This is a genomic window from Sunxiuqinia elliptica (assembly GCF_900113005.1).
GTDB lineage: Bacteria > Bacteroidota > Bacteroidia > Bacteroidales > Prolixibacteraceae > Sunxiuqinia > Sunxiuqinia elliptica.
Genome location: NZ_FONW01000001.1, coordinates 1,086,420 through 1,103,088, shown reverse-complemented (window position 1 = coordinate 1,103,088; position 16,669 = coordinate 1,086,420). Strand labels below are relative to the sequence as shown.

Annotated in this window: 12 protein-coding genes; 5 read left to right on the top strand and 7 right to left on the bottom strand. The window is 41.7% G+C overall.

Going from position 1 to position 16,669, the window contains the following annotated elements:
* Nucleotides 1-287: 287 nt before the first annotated feature.
* A complete protein-coding gene (locus BM156_RS04410) occupies nucleotides 288-1,499 on the bottom strand; it encodes an ROK family protein (RefSeq protein WP_093918591.1) in 1,212 nt (403 codons plus the stop codon).
* Nucleotides 1,500-1,707: 208 nt separating this feature from the next.
* On the opposite strand from BM156_RS04410, the gene BM156_RS04405 reads away from it, so the two are divergent.
* Nucleotides 1,708-2,112: a hypothetical protein gene (locus BM156_RS04405; RefSeq protein ID WP_093918590.1), complete on the top strand. Its 405-nt coding sequence runs from the start codon at nucleotides 1,708-1,710 to the stop codon at nucleotides 2,110-2,112.
* Nucleotides 2,113-2,263: 151 nt separating this feature from the next.
* Nucleotides 2,264-4,648, top strand: a complete 2,385-nt coding sequence (locus BM156_RS04400) for a TonB-dependent receptor (RefSeq protein ID WP_093918589.1) — start codon at nucleotides 2,264-2,266, stop codon at nucleotides 4,646-4,648.
* Nucleotides 4,649-4,699: 51 nt separating this feature from the next.
* Here the strand turns inward: BM156_RS04400 and BM156_RS20665 are convergent, their stop codons facing one another.
* Complete coding sequence (locus BM156_RS20665; protein WP_170846858.1) at nucleotides 4,700-4,861, bottom strand: hypothetical protein; 162 nt, start codon at nucleotides 4,859-4,861, stop codon at nucleotides 4,700-4,702.
* A 158-nt stretch (nucleotides 4,862-5,019) separates the two neighbouring features.
* On the opposite strand from BM156_RS20665, the gene BM156_RS04395 reads away from it, so the two are divergent.
* The 3 genes from BM156_RS04395 (at nucleotide 5,020) to BM156_RS04385 (ending at nucleotide 7,054) form a co-directional block, all read left to right on the top strand.
* Complete coding sequence (locus tag BM156_RS04395; RefSeq protein ID WP_093918588.1) at nucleotides 5,020-5,511, top strand: DUF4625 domain-containing protein; 492 nt, start codon at nucleotides 5,020-5,022, stop codon at nucleotides 5,509-5,511.
* Nucleotides 5,512-5,817: 306 nt separating this feature from the next.
* Nucleotides 5,818-6,249 carry a NifB/NifX family molybdenum-iron cluster-binding protein gene (locus BM156_RS04390; protein ID WP_139218211.1) on the top strand — a complete coding sequence of 144 codons (432 nt, stop codon included), beginning with the start codon at nucleotides 5,818-5,820 and terminating at the stop codon, nucleotides 6,247-6,249.
* A gap of 19 nt (nucleotides 6,250-6,268) precedes the next feature.
* A complete protein-coding gene (locus tag BM156_RS04385) occupies nucleotides 6,269-7,054 on the top strand; it encodes an MBL fold metallo-hydrolase (RefSeq protein WP_093918586.1) in 786 nt (261 codons plus the stop codon).
* 91 nt (nucleotides 7,055-7,145) lie between these two features.
* Here BM156_RS04385 and BM156_RS04380 read toward each other — a convergent pair whose 3' ends face one another.
* From BM156_RS04380 to BM156_RS04360, 5 genes are all read right to left on the bottom strand, one after another.
* Nucleotides 7,146-8,057 carry a nuclear transport factor 2 family protein gene (locus tag BM156_RS04380; protein WP_093918585.1) on the bottom strand — a complete coding sequence of 304 codons (912 nt, stop codon included), beginning with the start codon at nucleotides 8,055-8,057 and terminating at the stop codon, nucleotides 7,146-7,148.
* Nucleotides 8,058-8,536: 479 nt separating this feature from the next.
* Complete coding sequence (locus tag BM156_RS04375; protein WP_093918584.1) at nucleotides 8,537-10,135, bottom strand: sulfatase; 1,599 nt, start codon at nucleotides 10,133-10,135, stop codon at nucleotides 8,537-8,539.
* Between the two features lie 85 nt (nucleotides 10,136-10,220).
* Complete coding sequence (locus BM156_RS04370; protein WP_093918583.1) at nucleotides 10,221-12,230, bottom strand: OmpA family protein; 2,010 nt, start codon at nucleotides 12,228-12,230, stop codon at nucleotides 10,221-10,223.
* 17 nt (nucleotides 12,231-12,247) lie between these two features.
* Nucleotides 12,248-13,183 carry a PorP/SprF family type IX secretion system membrane protein gene (locus tag BM156_RS04365; RefSeq protein ID WP_093918582.1) on the bottom strand — a complete coding sequence of 312 codons (936 nt, stop codon included), beginning with the start codon at nucleotides 13,181-13,183 and terminating at the stop codon, nucleotides 12,248-12,250.
* Nucleotides 13,184-13,465: 282 nt separating this feature from the next.
* Nucleotides 13,466-16,660, bottom strand: coding sequence for an Ig-like domain-containing protein (locus tag BM156_RS04360; protein ID WP_139218210.1), 3,195 nt, complete (start codon nucleotides 16,658-16,660; stop codon nucleotides 13,466-13,468).
* Between the last annotated feature and the right edge of the window lie 9 nt (nucleotides 16,661-16,669).

Below are 16,669 nucleotides of genomic sequence, written 5' to 3'. Positions count from 1 at the left end.
CGATAATGTCATAGTTTTTAATTGGTTTAATTTAGTTACAAGTCAGATAGGATTAACATAATGAAAAGTTTTCCACATATACTCCCCAATAATCTTTTTAAATCTTCAACTTATAATAGTAGACGTTAGGTTTCTAAAAAGAAGCATCTCAAAAACAAAGACTGCTAGTTTCTTCCATTCAATCATAAAACAATATGGTTACTTGTTGAAGGTTAGTTTTTCCAAGTAGCCACTTTTTCATCAAGTTTTCATAGTTTGGTTTTTATAGTTCGTGATTTCAATTTAGGTTATATCAATTTCAAATTACGTAATACAATAGCAGCAGCTCCTTTGGAGGCGGCTTCGGTTCCGATTGATGAAAACATCAGTTCGCACGAACGCAAAGGCAAAAGCAAAGCGGTGTGTGTCATGCCTGACTTTATTGAATCAATCAACACTTCTTCGGCCCGTGCAAATTCACCACCAATAATAATAGCTCCCGGATTTAGAAAATTGATCATATTTCCCAAAGCCTTTCCAATTTTAAAGCCCATATTATGAACCAGTGAAATAGCAAGTGCATCACCATCAACTGCAGCTTTTAGTATATGGCCATACTTTATTTTATCTCTCGAACGATTTACCATTAAGAGTGAAGTTTCTCCGACATCAACTTGTTCCTGAAAATTTTGCTCCAATGCATAACCTGAGACTTCGGTTCCTAAACATCCTCTTTTCCCGCACAAACAGAGCTTATTGGACTCCGCAAATTGCATGTGTCCAAATTCTCCGGCAAATCCTTGCTCACCAACTACAATCTCCCCATTGGCAATTATGGCCAAACCAAGCCCCCGACTCATATTCACGACAAACGCATTGCGGATATTCCGGGCATGACCAAAAAACTGTTCTGCCACTCCCAACACATGCGTATCATTATCGATATAAACAGGAAATGAAAATCGCTTTGCAAAAAAATCAGTCAATGATTCTTCTAAAAAGTTGAAGTAATTATAAGAGTAACCGGTTCCGGAGTTGACGCGGCCCGTGATTCCCATTCCCAATCCTAAAATCCGTTTTCCTTTTAAACCTGACTTTTCGATAGCATCCAGCACAAAAGCGACTACTCGCTCCAAACACTCGGGACTGTTATCCAACTCAAAGTGTTCGTCTTCAAAAGTGATCGATTCAGCCATTTCAAGATTGAAAACAGAAAGAGAAATTCCTTTCAGTAAAACCACCACACCAATTGAGTACGCATAATCCGGATCAACCTTATATAAGGAAGGACGACGACCATTATCCGTTTCCTTTTTACCCGACTCAATAATAACGTTCCTTTCAATCAACTCATTGATCAACTTAGTCCCGGTGGGTACACTCAGTTTTACTTTTTTACAAATCCCCGGAATTGTCAATGGTTTTTCAGACTTATTCAACAGTGAAACAATCTTCCTTTTCTGAGCCAGTTGCCTGCTTTCATTGTTTACGTCTTCTATGTCTCTCTGAAATAAGTCCATCCGAAGGGTTTTGTTAGTATTTTTATTTTGACACTGCAAGTTTATAATTTTTTTTACTAACCAACAAGGCGTTTATAATTATTTTAATCTTGATCTTTTATGTTTTTGATGCATAAAAAATCAAAACGTACTAATCCACTTAAAAACAGCTTCGTATTTAAAGTTGAAAGAATTGACTTCATGATTTGGCAATAAAACACAGCAACTCGTGAAACTTTTTAAAGAGAAAGTGGTTGTTTTGATTAGCTTTGTTATGATGCAATCGCTTAAGAAATACAGTGCCTGTTTACTTGTCTTGATTTTTATCTTTCCGATATTTTTCCAGGCAGGACACCGCTTTGTGCATATCCATGAGCACGAACAGGAACACCGGCATTGTACATCTGGTTGTCATCAGGAGCAAAGCAATTCCAACGGGTTAAATCTGGAAACTCCTGCTGAAGAATGTTTGGTTTGCGAATACGAATTCACCACCTTCCATGTTCAGCCATCTTTGTCGGTTCATTTTTATAAACCATGGGCTTTCCATTCCCTAATCATTGCAGCAACTGGTCAACCACACACCAGCTCGCAAATTTGCTTGTCGCTTCGGGCACCACCTGCTTGGGCTTAACAATCCGGAAATCAATTAAAATTGCAATGAGCTTATCAGGCCATTTCTGTCTATAAGCTGGCTTTTGCCAGCTGAATATATTATTGGTCTGCCGGATCGCACGTATTAAATCACAACCATTTCAGAATAAAAACAACAAACACCCTTAACAATGAGGATGTATCTGTTATTAACCATGCTATGGCTTAGCATGGCAATGCCCGTATTCTCGCAACAATACAGGCTTCAAGGCATTGTTACTGATGAGCAGCAACAACCATTGCCTGGTTGCCACATTCAATTACCCGACACCCTGATTGTTTCAGATGATCAGGGTCGATTTGAAGTTCAGAGTCGTTCACATGAAAACATTCGGGTTCAGCTCTCGTTCATTGGCTACCAACCAATGGACACCGTGCTTACACAAGCTAACTTAAGCCAGATTATCCATCTCAGCTTAACCCCTTTTGCTGCCAATATTGCAACCATCAAAGTGGAGGGCAAGCGTAAGCAAACCCAATCACTTACCACCGAAGTAATACAAGAAACCTTTATTAGTCGCACTCAAAGTGGAAGTTTTATTCACTCACTCAACCGACTGCCGGGAGTTAACTCCATGGATATCGGATCACATACATCAAAGCCGGTGATTCGAGGCCTTAGTTTTAGCCGGGTTAGCGTTAGCGAAAATCACATCAAACAGGAAGGTCAACACTGGGGAGCTGACCATGGGCTTGAGATTGACCCATTTGCGGTTGAATCAGCTGAAGTTGTCAAAGGTCCTTCAGCCATTGAATATGGAAGTGATGCCATTGGCGGCTACATCCACCTGAACAACAACCGCGTGCCTGCACCCAACCAACAGCAGGGTAATTTTCAATTACTCGGAAAATCGGTTAACCAACTGTATGGAGGCTCTCTCTACCTTGAAAGCAGGAAACAACACAGCTACATTAAACTCCGGGGAACTTTGCTCGATTTTGGAGACTATCGCATTCCAACAGATACCATCCTCTATTTATCTCGAAAGATTCCGATTGTCAATCGGGCCTTAAAAAATACCGCTGGCTATGAACGGGATTTTTCGGTTCACACGGGGGTAATTTACAATCAGTTTTCCTCCTCCTTTTCCGGCAGCATTGTTTCACAGCAAGCTGGCTTTTTCCCGGGAGCACATGGCATTCCAGATCTCAACCGGGTTCAGGATGATGGCGATTCGCGCAATACCGATTATCCGTTCCAAAAGTCAACTCATACTAAGCTCATCAACAATACCCGGTTTCAAGTAGGCAGCACTGATTGGTTCCTGGATTTAGCTTATCAGCACAACGACCGCTCTGAGTGGAGCCAATTCCATACGCATTATCCAGAGCAGGAAGCCCCTCAAACCAATCCTGACCTGGAGTTGGATTTCCAACTAAAAGCTTTCCAGGCCAACCTGAAAACAAACTTTCAGCTTAGCCCAACACAAGACTTATCGATTGGCGTGCAAACGCAGTGGAAGCACAACGACATCGCAGGGTACAACTTTCTACTTCCGAATTATCAATCGAACAGCCAGGGAGCATTTATTCGCTACAATTGGAAGCTCTCGCCCACTGTCAACCTATTCTCTGGAGTCCGATTCGACCTTAGCCAGATTGAGATTGCCGGATACTTTGATCCTGTTTTATTCGACTACCTAAAAGGGACCGGAGCAACTAACCAGGAAGCCGAAAGCTATGCCACCCGAAGTAAACAATTGAAACGCTCCTTTCAAGATTTCAGTTGGTTAGTGGGCTTAGTTATTCAATCCAGCTCCAACACAACCACCCGAATTAACCTTGGAAAAGCCTTCCGCACCCCAACGCCAATAGAGCTGGCCTCAAATGGTGTTCACCACGGATCGTTTCGCCACGAGCAAGGCGACAACCAGCTAAAACCAGAAAGGAGTTATTATGGCGATCTTAGCTTGGAGTGGCATATTCCGAAAGGACACTATGAAATAACACCTTACCTATATTATTTCTCCAACTACATTTTCCTTAACCCTACCGGAGAATGGTCGAAGCTTCCACATGCCGGTCAGATCTACCGCTATACCGACAGTCGGGCATTACTTTCAGGCGTAGAGATCAGTGTCAATCAACAACTTTTGCCTCGTCTCCAGTTATCAGCCAACCTGGAATACATTCGCAATACGCAGTTATCTGAACAGGCCAATCAACGCTATCCCTTGCCTTTTACTCCTCCAACCAATGCTTTCGGAGAACTGGAATACCAGTTTCGCAAGCCAAATAAATATATGGAGGACCTTAAGTTCTTTATCAACACCAGAATAGCACTTGACCAAAACCGGGTTGCTCGCAATGAGCTTAAAACTCCTGGCTATCAGCTATTCGGACTTGGTTTGTCAAGCCGCATTTCAACATCGCATCAACCAATTGCTATAACCTTACAGGTCATGAATTTACTCAACACCAAGCACTTTAATGCGATTAGTTTCTACCGAAGATTGGAAATTCCTGAGCCAGGGCGAAATATCCAGCTACATGTCAAAATCCCATTCACACTCTAAGCTCTGAAACGAATTGCCCAACATATCGCCCTAGTTATCAGCCTTGTTTTGTTATTCAACGAAACAGCACGGGATATTCACTTCCTCTTTTTCCACCATCATGTTCATAAGCTGTCCGTCAGCAAAGCTTTTGAACCCGTCGAAAACCATGGAATAAGCTGTCCCTACAAGGATGTGGAGCAAATCGTATTCAGTCCATTTCTGTTTAACCATTACCGGGTATTTCTAAATCAAGTTATTCTCATTGTATACCGGGCATTTATTTCGCCGGAACTTTCACCTTACGCTTATAATTACTTTTTGCGCGGGCCTCCTGCAATACCGCTCATTCAAACTAAAAAATAAGTAATTATTTAAATAACAGACAATTTATGAAACGCATACAAACCCCATACATTCAATTTATTGGTATTCTTACAATTCTTTTTGCCTTTGCTGCCTGCGAAGATGACTTTGTAGATACAACGAAACCCGTTATTCGCATTGAAGCGCCAGCAAATAATGACACGCTTTACATTGGACACGATGTGCATTTTGACTGTGAGTTTGAAGACGACACTGAACTTCATTCTTACAAAATTGATATTCACAACAATTTTGATGGTCATACGCATAAATCGGCCCGCATAGAGGGTGAAGAAACTCCATTTCGCTATTCCAACAGCTGGACTTTTAGTCCTGGACAAAAAAACGCCACGGTACATCATCACGAGTTGATTATTCCTGAACTGATTGATAATCTGCCAGTAGCTCATGGAAAGTACCACTTTGGAATCTTTTGTACAGACAAGGCCGGCAATGAAAGTCACATTTTTATTGATGTGGTTCTTGCAGAAGGAGATGGAGACCATGATCACCATTAATTGAATAAGTTACTTTACCAGGAGTTGTCCCATAAAGAAGGGCAACTCCTCCTTTTTCTTTCAGGGAGAAAGGAAAATTCCCAAAATAATTTAAGAATGAAGCAATTATTTTCAAAAAAATAGAAAATAGAAGCCCCTAAGCAGAATAACGCGATCATAAGTTCGTTATATTTGTAATTCTTAAACCAGCCAGCTAAACAGCGTTTGTCCTCCGCACCCCAAAAGGCCCAGACTACAAACGATGGCAACCAAAGAACAATAAACCAGATTCAATTATTCACAGCATGAAAACAAGGAGGTATTAAAATGAAAATACGATTAGCTTTAGCCGTTAACTCCTCGTTGATGTTCGACCAAAATTACTTTGCCGATGCCGAACAGTTCCTAATTTACGAATGGAACAACCAAGAGTTCAACGTACTGGAGAGTTTCCCAAATCCATTGAAACAATTGCCCAACCCAAGATCAGTAGCGGAAAGATACCATTTGCTCATTCATTTTTTGCATGAGCAAAACATTAGTATTCTTGTTGCCAACCGCTTCAGCGAAAATCTAAAAAGTATAAATGATTCATTCGTGCCAGTATTGGTTAACAGCTCAAGTCCTGAGGATTTGTTTCCAGTCTTACAAAAAAGAATGCGTTGGATCGAAGAAGAGTGGCTTGAAAATGCCGGACATTACAAACTATTCAACTTACAACGAGGAGCATTGAAAACAGCTGTCTCCAATAACTGCTGAATACAATAGACGAACTAAAATGAAACTATCGATACTTACCGACAATCATGCTGGGGGGCATTTTTTAGCGGAACACGGGCTGTCATACCTGGTTGAACATGACGGCAAGAAAATCTTATTTGATACCGGACACAGCGACGTTTTCTTAAAGAATGCGCAAAAACTGGGAATTGACTTACAACAAACAGTTGATCTGATTGTGATTAGCCATGGACATTGGGATCATGCCAATGGATTAGCTCATCTTGATTCCTTACCGTTGCTAACTCATCCGGCTACCTTTACGCAACGGTTTCGGAAAAAGGATGACACCACAGTCGGGTTACATCTTTCATTGCAAGAAGTTCAGGAGAAATTTCAACTTACAAGTAGTCAACAAGCTCGACAAATTACGGAGCAAATCTTTTTCTTAGGAGAGATTCCTCGCAAAACTCCTTTTGAAACGCAAACGACGACATTCAAAGATGCCCAGGGAAACGAAGATTTTATTCCGGATGACACGGCTTTAGCACTCATTCAGCATGAAAAGCTAACAATTGTAACTGGCTGCTCGCATTCCGGAATTGCCAATATCTGCGAGCACGCCAAAGCTGTTACCGGGATACAACAAATAGAACGAATCATTGGAGGTTTTCATTTAAAAGAAAATAATCTGCAAACCCAAGAAACCATTCGCTATTTCAAGCACGAAAAAATCAAGGAGTTGTATCCATCTCATTGTACTGAACTTCCTGCACTAACAGCTTTCTACCAAGAATTTGGCATTCAGCAATTAAAAACCGGAATGGTATTGAACTGGGACTAACTGATGAGAATAGCTTGGATCGAAAAAGGATATATTCCAAGTTTGGTTCCTCCCTGCCAAACCTGAAATATAGCAATCTGATTTCCAAAAACTACTCGAAATGATTGGTACTGTAATAGGCCAACGAATAAACGATTTTTCCGTCATCATTGAAAGTCTGCGACAACATGATTGGAAAAACTACTTTTCGGCCATCTTCTTTAGCTACTGCTGAGAAATTCCACCAGGAATACACAACGTAGTTGTTATTCAGCTCATAATAAATGCAGTCTGGGTAGCCAACCTGCTTCATATGGATGTTATCCCAGGTATCAAAAATACGCTCCCAGTCTTTTTGCTGAGTCGCTAAATCCTTTTGTTCTTTCAGTTTCAGAGTCGAATTTGAGAAAGCAACATCTTCAGCATAAAATGGCAACATGCCTTCAATATCTTCAGCACAATAAGCATTAACCAGCTTACGCACTTTCAAAATGTACGGGTGATTGATGTACACTTTCCCATTTTCACGGGTCCGTTGATCGTTCCGCAAATGTTCAAATACATCATTGTTAAAATAATGGTGCAAAGAAGTAATCAATCCATCTTTGTTGAAACTGTACAGGTTATGAATCGATAAATCCACATTGTTCCCTGTTTTGATGTGGGTTGCCTGAATGCGCAACCAGTCCTGTACCCAGACACCGCTTTCCTTGTACTCGATCGCATCAGCATAGGCTGGCGTATCAGCTACAACTTTCAGATTTTCGAACTCGCTGGCCCACCACTCCAGGTTTTTGTTTTCGGCCTCGCGTGTGCGTAGGGTACGATTTCCATTGAAAAAGACCATCACCGTATCGGCCAACAAATTTCCATAAGCGGCTTGATCTCCCTGTTCAAATGCCTGCCATAACATGTTTACTTTCTCCATAGCTGGATGCTCAATGAACACCGTGCCATTTTTCTTCTGAGCATGAGATAATCCCCACACCAAGAAAAAAAACATCAAAAATGTAAATTTCTTCATCTTTAACTCATTTTAAATTAATACCATACTGCTCATTTAAAAACGCAGTTCTAATAAAATTAGAGAAAAAGGCAATGAAATCCGATGCTTTTTAACACACTGAAAGACAAGCTATTTCAGAAAAACGCTTGTATTTATTATCATTAGTACATAATAAAAACAGCGATCTCGTTTCATTCAAAATGTAGTCATCAAGCAATAAGAACAAGGTATTCTCAACAACAAAACACCTCCATCAATCTTAAAACGAAATAATTTATATGGATGGATACCATCGACCCAAAAACTCCAAAACGCTTAAAATAAGAAGAAACCACTTCAATAAACAACCTTATATAAAGAGAATTCGCAAACAATCATCCCTTAAAATTGGACAATTTCATTTGCGAATTCTCAACGTTTATTAACAAGTGATCTCTTTTTCTATTATAAGAATGGTCAAAAACACGTTGGTAAACTAAGGATTGAAATCAAGCCTTTTAATCCCTGGTTACCATACTGCCCCACCAATTATTGCCAGGATCAAAATCTTCGGATAAGAAGTTTAGGCGCTGTTTCTCCAACTGAGGCATTCTCACCTTTTCAACTCGTTCCAAATAAGCCTGCTCTTTCTCTGCACTGTATTCCGGATCTTTCTCCGGAAACCTTGCCCCAACCCCATTCAGGTAGCTAAATAAGGCATCATGCAACTCCTTGGTTTTCTCCGGATTGCTGGTAGCTAAATCATTTTGCTCTTCCATGTCATTCCGAAGATTATACAGTTCTTCACGCTCATCTTCATAATAATGAATCAGTTTCCAGTCGCCTAAACGGATAATTCCCGAAGGCTCTCCTCCTTGATTACCATAGTGTGGATAATGCCAAATCAAAGGCCGCTCGTCAATCGATTTTCCCTGCAGTAAGGGCACCAAGCTAACCCCATCAGCATGTTGCTCCGGTAGCAAGGGCTGTCCGGCGAGCTCCAGGAATGTAGGATAAAAATCAGTACCTGACACCGGAGAATCGCAGAATGCACCACCATCCGTCATACCTGGAACCTTGATAAAATATGGCTCACGGATTCCTCCTTCAAACTGATAACCCTTGCCGCCTCGCAATGGGAGGTTTGATGTGGAGAAGGCATCGCCAGCCGAAACTCCGCCATTATCTGATGTAAAAACAACAATGGTATTATCATCTAGCCCCAATTCGTCCAATGCTTGTAGCACGCGCCCAACAGCATCATCCATTGATTCTACCAAGCCTGCATAAATCGGATTATCCTGAACTTGGCGAATCGGTAGGAAATGGCCCATTTTATATCCGGATGGAGCAATTCCTTTTTCCGCAGCTTTTTGCCGGTACTTTTCCCATTTCTCTTCTGTTGTTTGAATGGGGCCATGCACTGCGTAAAATGATAGATAAGCAAATACCGGCTGACCGGTTTCTGCTGGATTATTAGCTTTCAAAAAGTCAACCGTTTCTTCAGCCAATCGCATGGAAAGGTTCTCTCCATCTTTTCGATTTGGTAGGTTCGGATTTTCCCAAGGAGAGTAGTAACCACCAATTGGGCTTCCTTTATCCCAACCGCCAACATTAATGTCAAATCCGTGATCCTCAGGCCACGAACCTTTATCACCTAAATGCCATTTCCCAGCAAAAAACGTTTTATAACCAGCCTGCTTCATCGCTTCAGGCAAGGTGATATCTGCGGCAGGAAGTTCATGAACATACTCGGCAGGCAACAATTTATTGTTTCGATTTAACTTCCGCCAAGCTTCGCCACTTGGTGCACCAATCCAATCGGTAATTCCATGACGAGGAGCAAATTTTCCGGTCATGATACTGGCCCGTGAAGGGCTACACACCTGACAAGCGGCATAACCATTGGTAAAAACCATCCCTTCCGAAGCAATGCGATCAATATTTGGAGTTTCGTAATACTGACTCCCCATACAACTTAGGTCGTGGTAACCTAAATCGTCAGCTAAAATAAAAAGGACATTGGGTTTGGCTTGTTCTTTTTCAGGAGATGAGGTACCCCCGGAACAAGCAGCGGCTCCGGTCAGAAGCAACAAAGCTGAGTAATTTACTTTCATGATAATTTGTAGTTAGTAGTTGAAAAAACAAATATAACTACAAATCACCTGTTTTACGCCCCAAAAGAAGATTATCCGGTTCTGCTTAGAAATAAAAGACATTCCGTTTGGATCGTTTGCCTCGATACTCCCCTTTGCGAACAACCTTGACCTCCGTTCGCATGTTTACAGCATGCTCCGCTTCAGAGCACTCAACACCGTCGTCACATTTATTGAGCAAACGGGTTTCCCCAAATCCCTCGTAGCCAACTCGCAACGGGTCAATCCCTTTCGAACGGATATATTCAAAAGCAGCCCTTGCCCGGCGTTTCGTCAGCAGCATATTTTCTTCATCATCTCCCCTCGAATCTGTATGTGATTCGATCCGGATCTCCATGTCTGGGTATTTCTTGAGAAATTCAATAAGTTGATCAATAGTAGTAGCTGCAGCAGATTCAATTTCCCAACGACCAATATCAAAACCAACATAATCATTTTCAATAATCTGAAGTGGTTCTCCATTCTCTTCTTCCATTCTTTTTGGTTCGGGGTAGCCATCTTCGTCAACAGCCTCCATCTCCAGGAAGAGCTCGACAAAAGTTTCATCATTTTGACGAAGCTTTTGGGTTTCAACCACAGCTTCATTCGTAAAATAATAGGTCTTTTGTCCGTTAATGATATAGTCTTTCCCCTTATTCACCTCGAATTCAAACTGTCCATCTTTAGGCGTAATACTCGTAAAAAGCGTATCGCCAAGTTCATTGGCTACACTAATTTTTGCTCCGACAAGAATATCCCGGGTATCCCGATCTCTGGCAACTCCCCGGATGATGACCGGAATATAATTCAGTTTCACGTAATAGATATCGTCATTTCCCCGGCCATTTGCCCGATTGGACGAGAGATAACCTTCTGTTCCTGTTTCATCCAGCACAAAACTAAAGTCATCTTTAGGGCTATTAACCGGATATCCCATGTTTTCAATCTCTTTAAACACGCCGCCTTCCGGAACTGAGGAGAAAACATCAAGCCCCCCCAGTCCTCCATGTCCATTGGAAGAGAAATACAAAACGCCATCGTTGCTAATGAAAGGAAAAAACTCGTTTCCCTGTGTATTCACTTTGGGCCCCAAATTAAATGGCTCGCTCCAGAAGCCATCATTAAAAACCGAGAAATAAATATCAGATCCACCATAACCACCCGGCATGTTTGAAGCAAAGTACAAAACCTTACCACTCGCATCAATCGCAGGATGTCCCGTTGAATAGCTCTCACTGTTAAAAGGAAATTCTCCCCGATATTCCCAACGATCGTTTTCCTTTCCACCAAAGAGAATCTTCAGATTCACAACTCCGTCATCATCTTTTTTAAGCCCGGATTTTCCGACATTATTTCGGGTAATGTACACTTTATCAGCACGTGGATCAAATGAAACGGGACCGTCGTGATAATTGGTGCGCAGCTTAGGAGCAAATGGCTTCACATGGATGATATCGCCATTTGGTGCGCGGTCTCCGACAAATAAATCGAGGTAAGGTAACTCATTCCATTTGTATTTTCGAACTATCATCCCATTTCCTGCATGCGTAGAAGAAAACACAATCTGATTGCGATAAAATGTGGCTCCAAGTTCTGACCCTTCTGTATTTAACGACACCGGACGAATATCGTATCGGGCAGAATCCTGATGTAAAAAGCGAATGTATTCAAGCAAGGAAATCTGGATATTCACCCGCCCGTCTTCCGGTCGAAGCTCTGCATATTCTTGCAACCACTGTTCTGCTTCCAGGTATTTTCCATTGCTTTTGAGCGCCTGAGAATAAGCAAATAAATCTTCCGGTTCTTCCTTTCGTCGATCAATTAAAAGCTTTAACCATTTCTCGACTTCTTCGGTGTTTCCAAGCTGTCTATTGGAGTCTGCCAAGCGACGAATGACATAGGTATTTTCAGGATCTTTCTCGTAGGCAAACTCATACAAATCAATAGCCTCAACAAACGCAAATTCGTCATAGCTTTTGTCGGCCATGCGAATCGTTATTTTCTGGGCACTAGCCTGATTACTGTAACAAACAGCAAGCAGAAAAATCACCATAAGCTTCCACATTATATGCTTCATTAGAAAGCCCTTTCAATTTAAAAATACCGAGGAGACATAATCTTTCCTCGCCCGAAATTGAAGTCATAACTAACTAAAATTTCGTGAGTCCCATTATTGTAAGTCCCAAAATCAGTCGCCGTAATATCGTAAGAATAACCAACTTTTAACTGATTGGTTATTTGCACTTGCATCATTCCTCCCAAAGCATCGCCTACCCGATACATTGCTCCGAGCCACAACTTCTCATAAAATAAAAACTGAGCTGTTAAGTCAACAGAAACTGGAGCGTTTTGTACATATTTGGTCAAAAAGTAAGGTTTAAACTTCAGGATCCTATTAATATCGAAAACATACCCTGCCATGAAGAACAAATGAATCTTTTCTTTACTAACAAACTCCGATGAAAAGTCGGTGCTGTTAATGTCATTACGAATCAGCTTAGGCACTGAAAAACCAGCAACAAACCGCTGGGAGTTATAATAAAGCCCCACCCCAACATTCGGCAAAAAGTTCCGATTCACATCGTTCGAGAAGACCGGGTCATTGCTGTCTACCGTCTCCAAGTCAGTCAAGCCTGCTTCATAGAAATTTACCCCTCCTTTTAAGCCAAAAGAGAGATAGCGCCCTCGGTCAAAATCAATACTGTAAGAATAGTCGACATAAGCCCCTGTTTGCGAGATTGGCCCAAGTTGATCTTTCAATAATGAAAACCCCACTCCCATATGATACCTGGTAATTGGAGAGTGCATTACGAAGGACTGAGTGCTTGGAGCTCCCTCAAAAGCAACCCACTGATTACGAGACATGACCATCAGACTCAACACGTCACCTGAACCAGCATAAGCCGGGTTGACAGACAAAATATTATTCATGTACTGCGTGTACATCGGATCTTGTTGTGCTTTTACATCTTTTGCTGACCAAAAAACAACAATAAATAAGACAAATAAGTATATGAAAGGCTGCTTCATTTAAGATCCTTCAACATCAATAATCAAGTAAGATTTCGTTTGTAGCAAAGCGCTCAAATTCGGTCTATTTCCAGTTTAATCAAACAAACTTACAATCAGAAAAATGAAGTAAAAATGACCAGTGATCAAACAGCTTACAGGGGGTATCAAAATGGGGCTTATAACTATCAATAAGAAAGCACCCAAAACACGACCAGTAATACGCAAACGATTGATTTGTAAAAGCAAGGAGAAAACGACCAATGCTCGATTCTGAAAAACGACAGTTGGGAGTCATTCAACTTAGCGATCAATATAAATGTAGCCTGTTAGCTTTTCGCTGCCATCGCCCAGGTCTAACACATAGTAATACGTCCCTGTTGGAACCTGTCCACCTCCTGTTCGTACTCCTTTATTGGCAATACCATCCCATAGGCCATCACGCCCTTCTCCTTCGCCATAGTTCAATGATTCATACACCAAACTTCCCCAGCGATTGACCACCCGCAAGCGAACACGCTCATACTGATTGAGACCAATAATCTCGAAATAATCGTTAATTCCATCTCCATTTGGAGAGAATGCATTGGGGATAAACAAAGGCTCACTATTGATCATGACTAAGACCGTGGCTTCGTCACAATGATTCATGAAATCACAAACCGCATATACAAAGTTGTCCCTCCCGGCATAGAATTGATCTGGTGTATAGGTAATCATCGAATCAGACGATACAATCGCAACACCATGTTCTGGTGGCGCAACAATGCTAACCGATTGAGGTTTTAATTGTCCCTGAGGAATATCATTCCGAAGTACATTAATATCAGCAAACGTATTGATTAGTAACCCTAAAGTATCATTTACAGCATCAACCTGTAATAACAGGCCTACAACAACGGAATCCACAGCACTACATCCAAAACGGTCTGTCACTTCCAAATAATACGTTCCTAAGCCAGACACTTCCGGAGTTGCAGTTTGTGCTCCACTAACAATCAACGCGTCGCCTTCGGTCCACCAATTGAAGGTCAATTGCTCGCCCGAACTTTCAGATGCATCAAGCATGATTACATCCGTTGGCTGGCTGACGTACAACTGATCATCCAGCATCGTTTGAGGTGCATCAAAAACCTCAACATATACACTATCGGTATGAGAACGACCTGCCAAGTCTGACACTTTAAGGTAATACCAAGCCGATTCGCCCGGCGTAAAGGATGGTTTCGGGCTTGTAGCATCGCTCAAGAAACTGGATGGTGACCAGGCGTAAGTTAGCTGGCCCTGCCCCTCGCTCGAGCTTCCGTCAAGCACAATTGTTTGGCAAGCACCAAGCTCCACTTTTTCTGCATCGATTACTGCTAAAGGAGCTACCGGATTAACCAAGATATAGGCCGTTGCGTATGAACAACCACCCTCATTCTGTGTTGAACAAACTTGATAAACAAACCGATCAAAATAAGGCATATCACCGCTCAATGCTGGATAATAGGCAAAATGTCCGTCAGAAGTAACTGTTACTGTTCCATGTTGTGGACCGCCTCCAGGAACCCGGGAAAAAGTTCCGCCCGATTGTAGCCCTTGATCATTCGTACGCAAATCTCCTTCAATGACTTCTTGATCAACAGAGAAGACAGCATCATCAATAGCTACCAATAAACCATCAATCAAGTCAGCCGGTAAAACATAGATAATCACGGTTGACCAACTACAATTCCCCTGATCATCACAAACCTGATAGTTGAAGGAAAGTTCCCCGACAAAATCAGTTTCCGGCGTATAGCTAAAGCTTCCATTTTTGTTCCAATCCAAACTCCCTGGTAAATTCGATTGACTTACTCCTTTAACAGAGATTGGGTCTCCATCAACATCAAAGTCATTCATTAAGAAATTACCAGAAACAGTCTGATTCGCTTTCGTTATAACAACATCTCCGTTCCCAATTGGTGGTAAATTCGTTTGATTGTAGTCGGCAATCTGAATTGTGACCATGCCATTATCGCACAAAGCATCACCACTTTCTATCATTTTACAAACACGGTACTCAAAAATAGCTTCACCGAAATAACCAGGTGTTGGCTCAAAAACGTATGCTCCTGTTTGTCGATCAAAAGCAGTTAGTTTTCCAGCTTTTTCATCTGGGATTGTCACAATCTCTACCGAAAATGATGCTCCCTGGTAAAATAAATCGTTGGTTAAAACATTTCCCTCAATTTGTTGATCAATCCAACCAACGTTAATGTCGTGCACGGCAATAGGACTAGCCGCTTCCGCAATTCCGGGCTCAACGGTAATAACCACCTCTGCCTGGCTACAATTGGCTGGTTCCTGATCGTCACATAATTCGTAGGTAAACCGATCTTCACCGGTATAGTTTTGAGGGGGATAATAAGTTACGGTACTGTCTTCGCTGTTGAAGCTAATGAAACCTCCGGCTTCTGTTCCTTCAGGTATCGATACCGAAGTTCGTTCATCAACGCCAAAGTCATTCTCCAAAATCGAAATAACAAGCTGTTGATTTGCGCTTGTTGTTGCCTGATCTGCAACCGCTAACAACTGCGGTTCGCTTTCTTTTACCAAGAAGGTTTGTGTAGCCCAATCTCCGTCACAACCATTGGGGGTTTTTGCTCTTACCTGCAACTGATATTCTCCAAGTTCATCGAGCAGAACTTCTTCTGTTTTTGCCTCTTGGGCATTCAAGGCAATGGTTTTACCATTGGGGGTTTTCAACAACCAGGAATAAGCCCAGGTGTCCTCTCCCGAAACCACAAATGATCGTCGAGAACCCAAAACCAGTTCATCTAGATCACCGTCAAAAGAGAGTTCGGGGCGAGCGAAAATCTGATGTTCATGAGTCCTCTTCTCTTGATCAGGACGGATCTTAATATTTTTTGAATCGGTCGCTTCGTCTAAAGACACAAGCACCAATGTATTTTGATTGGATTGTGTTGCATACAAACTGCTTCCAATCTCCAATTCTTGTTTAAAGTAAGAAATTTTTTGAGAGGGCTGCTGTTCTCCATCCACTGAAAAAGTAACATCAATTGGGAAATGTTCTTGCCCAAGTGGCTTTCCTTCATTATCCTGAAAATGAAGCGCAACAATAAAGTCATTGCCCGATGCTTCATAACAAGACTCTGATTCTACATTACCAACAGCAAACTTTAGGTTATTGGGGATAACCTCGATGCGTAAAACTTTTAAGTTGTTACAACCTCCGGGATCGGACTCAACAACCATTAAATAATAAATACCAGCTTTCAGCCACTGTACATCAACGGATGATGTACTTTCTCCTGACAAGAAATCATAGTCTTGAACATCTGCGACAACCAGAGGAACCAACTCTTGATAAACCTGCCATTGATAAGTGTTTCCATCATGTTGCTCAACTTGATAATGATGAGAAGCCCCTTCAAAAGGGGAAATAGCATCCTGAGCAGCCACGGTAGTGACTGCTAATAATAAAGCTATTATCAGGATGCTATTTCTTATCACAATCTAATT

Coding starts and splice junctions, on each gene's coding strand:
- BM156_RS20665 (WP_170846858.1), bottom strand. CDS start 4,861: ATGGTTAAACAGAAATGGACTGAATACGATTTGCTCCACATCCTTGTA.
- BM156_RS04375 (WP_093918584.1), bottom strand. CDS start 10,135: ATGAAAGTAAATTACTCAGCTTTGTTGCTTCTGACCGGAGCCGCTGCT.
- BM156_RS04400 (WP_093918589.1), top strand. CDS start 2,264: ATGAGGATGTATCTGTTATTAACCATGCTATGGCTTAGCATGGCAATG.
- BM156_RS04385 (WP_093918586.1), top strand. CDS start 6,269: ATGAAACTATCGATACTTACCGACAATCATGCTGGGGGGCATTTTTTA.
- BM156_RS04395 (WP_093918588.1), top strand. CDS start 5,020: ATGAAACGCATACAAACCCCATACATTCAATTTATTGGTATTCTTACA.
- BM156_RS04380 (WP_093918585.1), bottom strand. CDS start 8,057: ATGAAGAAATTTACATTTTTGATGTTTTTTTTCTTGGTGTGGGGATTA.
- BM156_RS04365 (WP_093918582.1), bottom strand. CDS start 13,183: ATGAAGCAGCCTTTCATATACTTATTTGTCTTATTTATTGTTGTTTTT.
- BM156_RS04410 (WP_093918591.1), bottom strand. CDS start 1,499: ATGGACTTATTTCAGAGAGACATAGAAGACGTAAACAATGAAAGCAGG.
- BM156_RS04390 (WP_139218211.1), top strand. CDS start 5,818: ATGAAAATACGATTAGCTTTAGCCGTTAACTCCTCGTTGATGTTCGAC.
- BM156_RS04370 (WP_093918583.1), bottom strand. CDS start 12,230: ATGAAGCATATAATGTGGAAGCTTATGGTGATTTTTCTGCTTGCTGTT.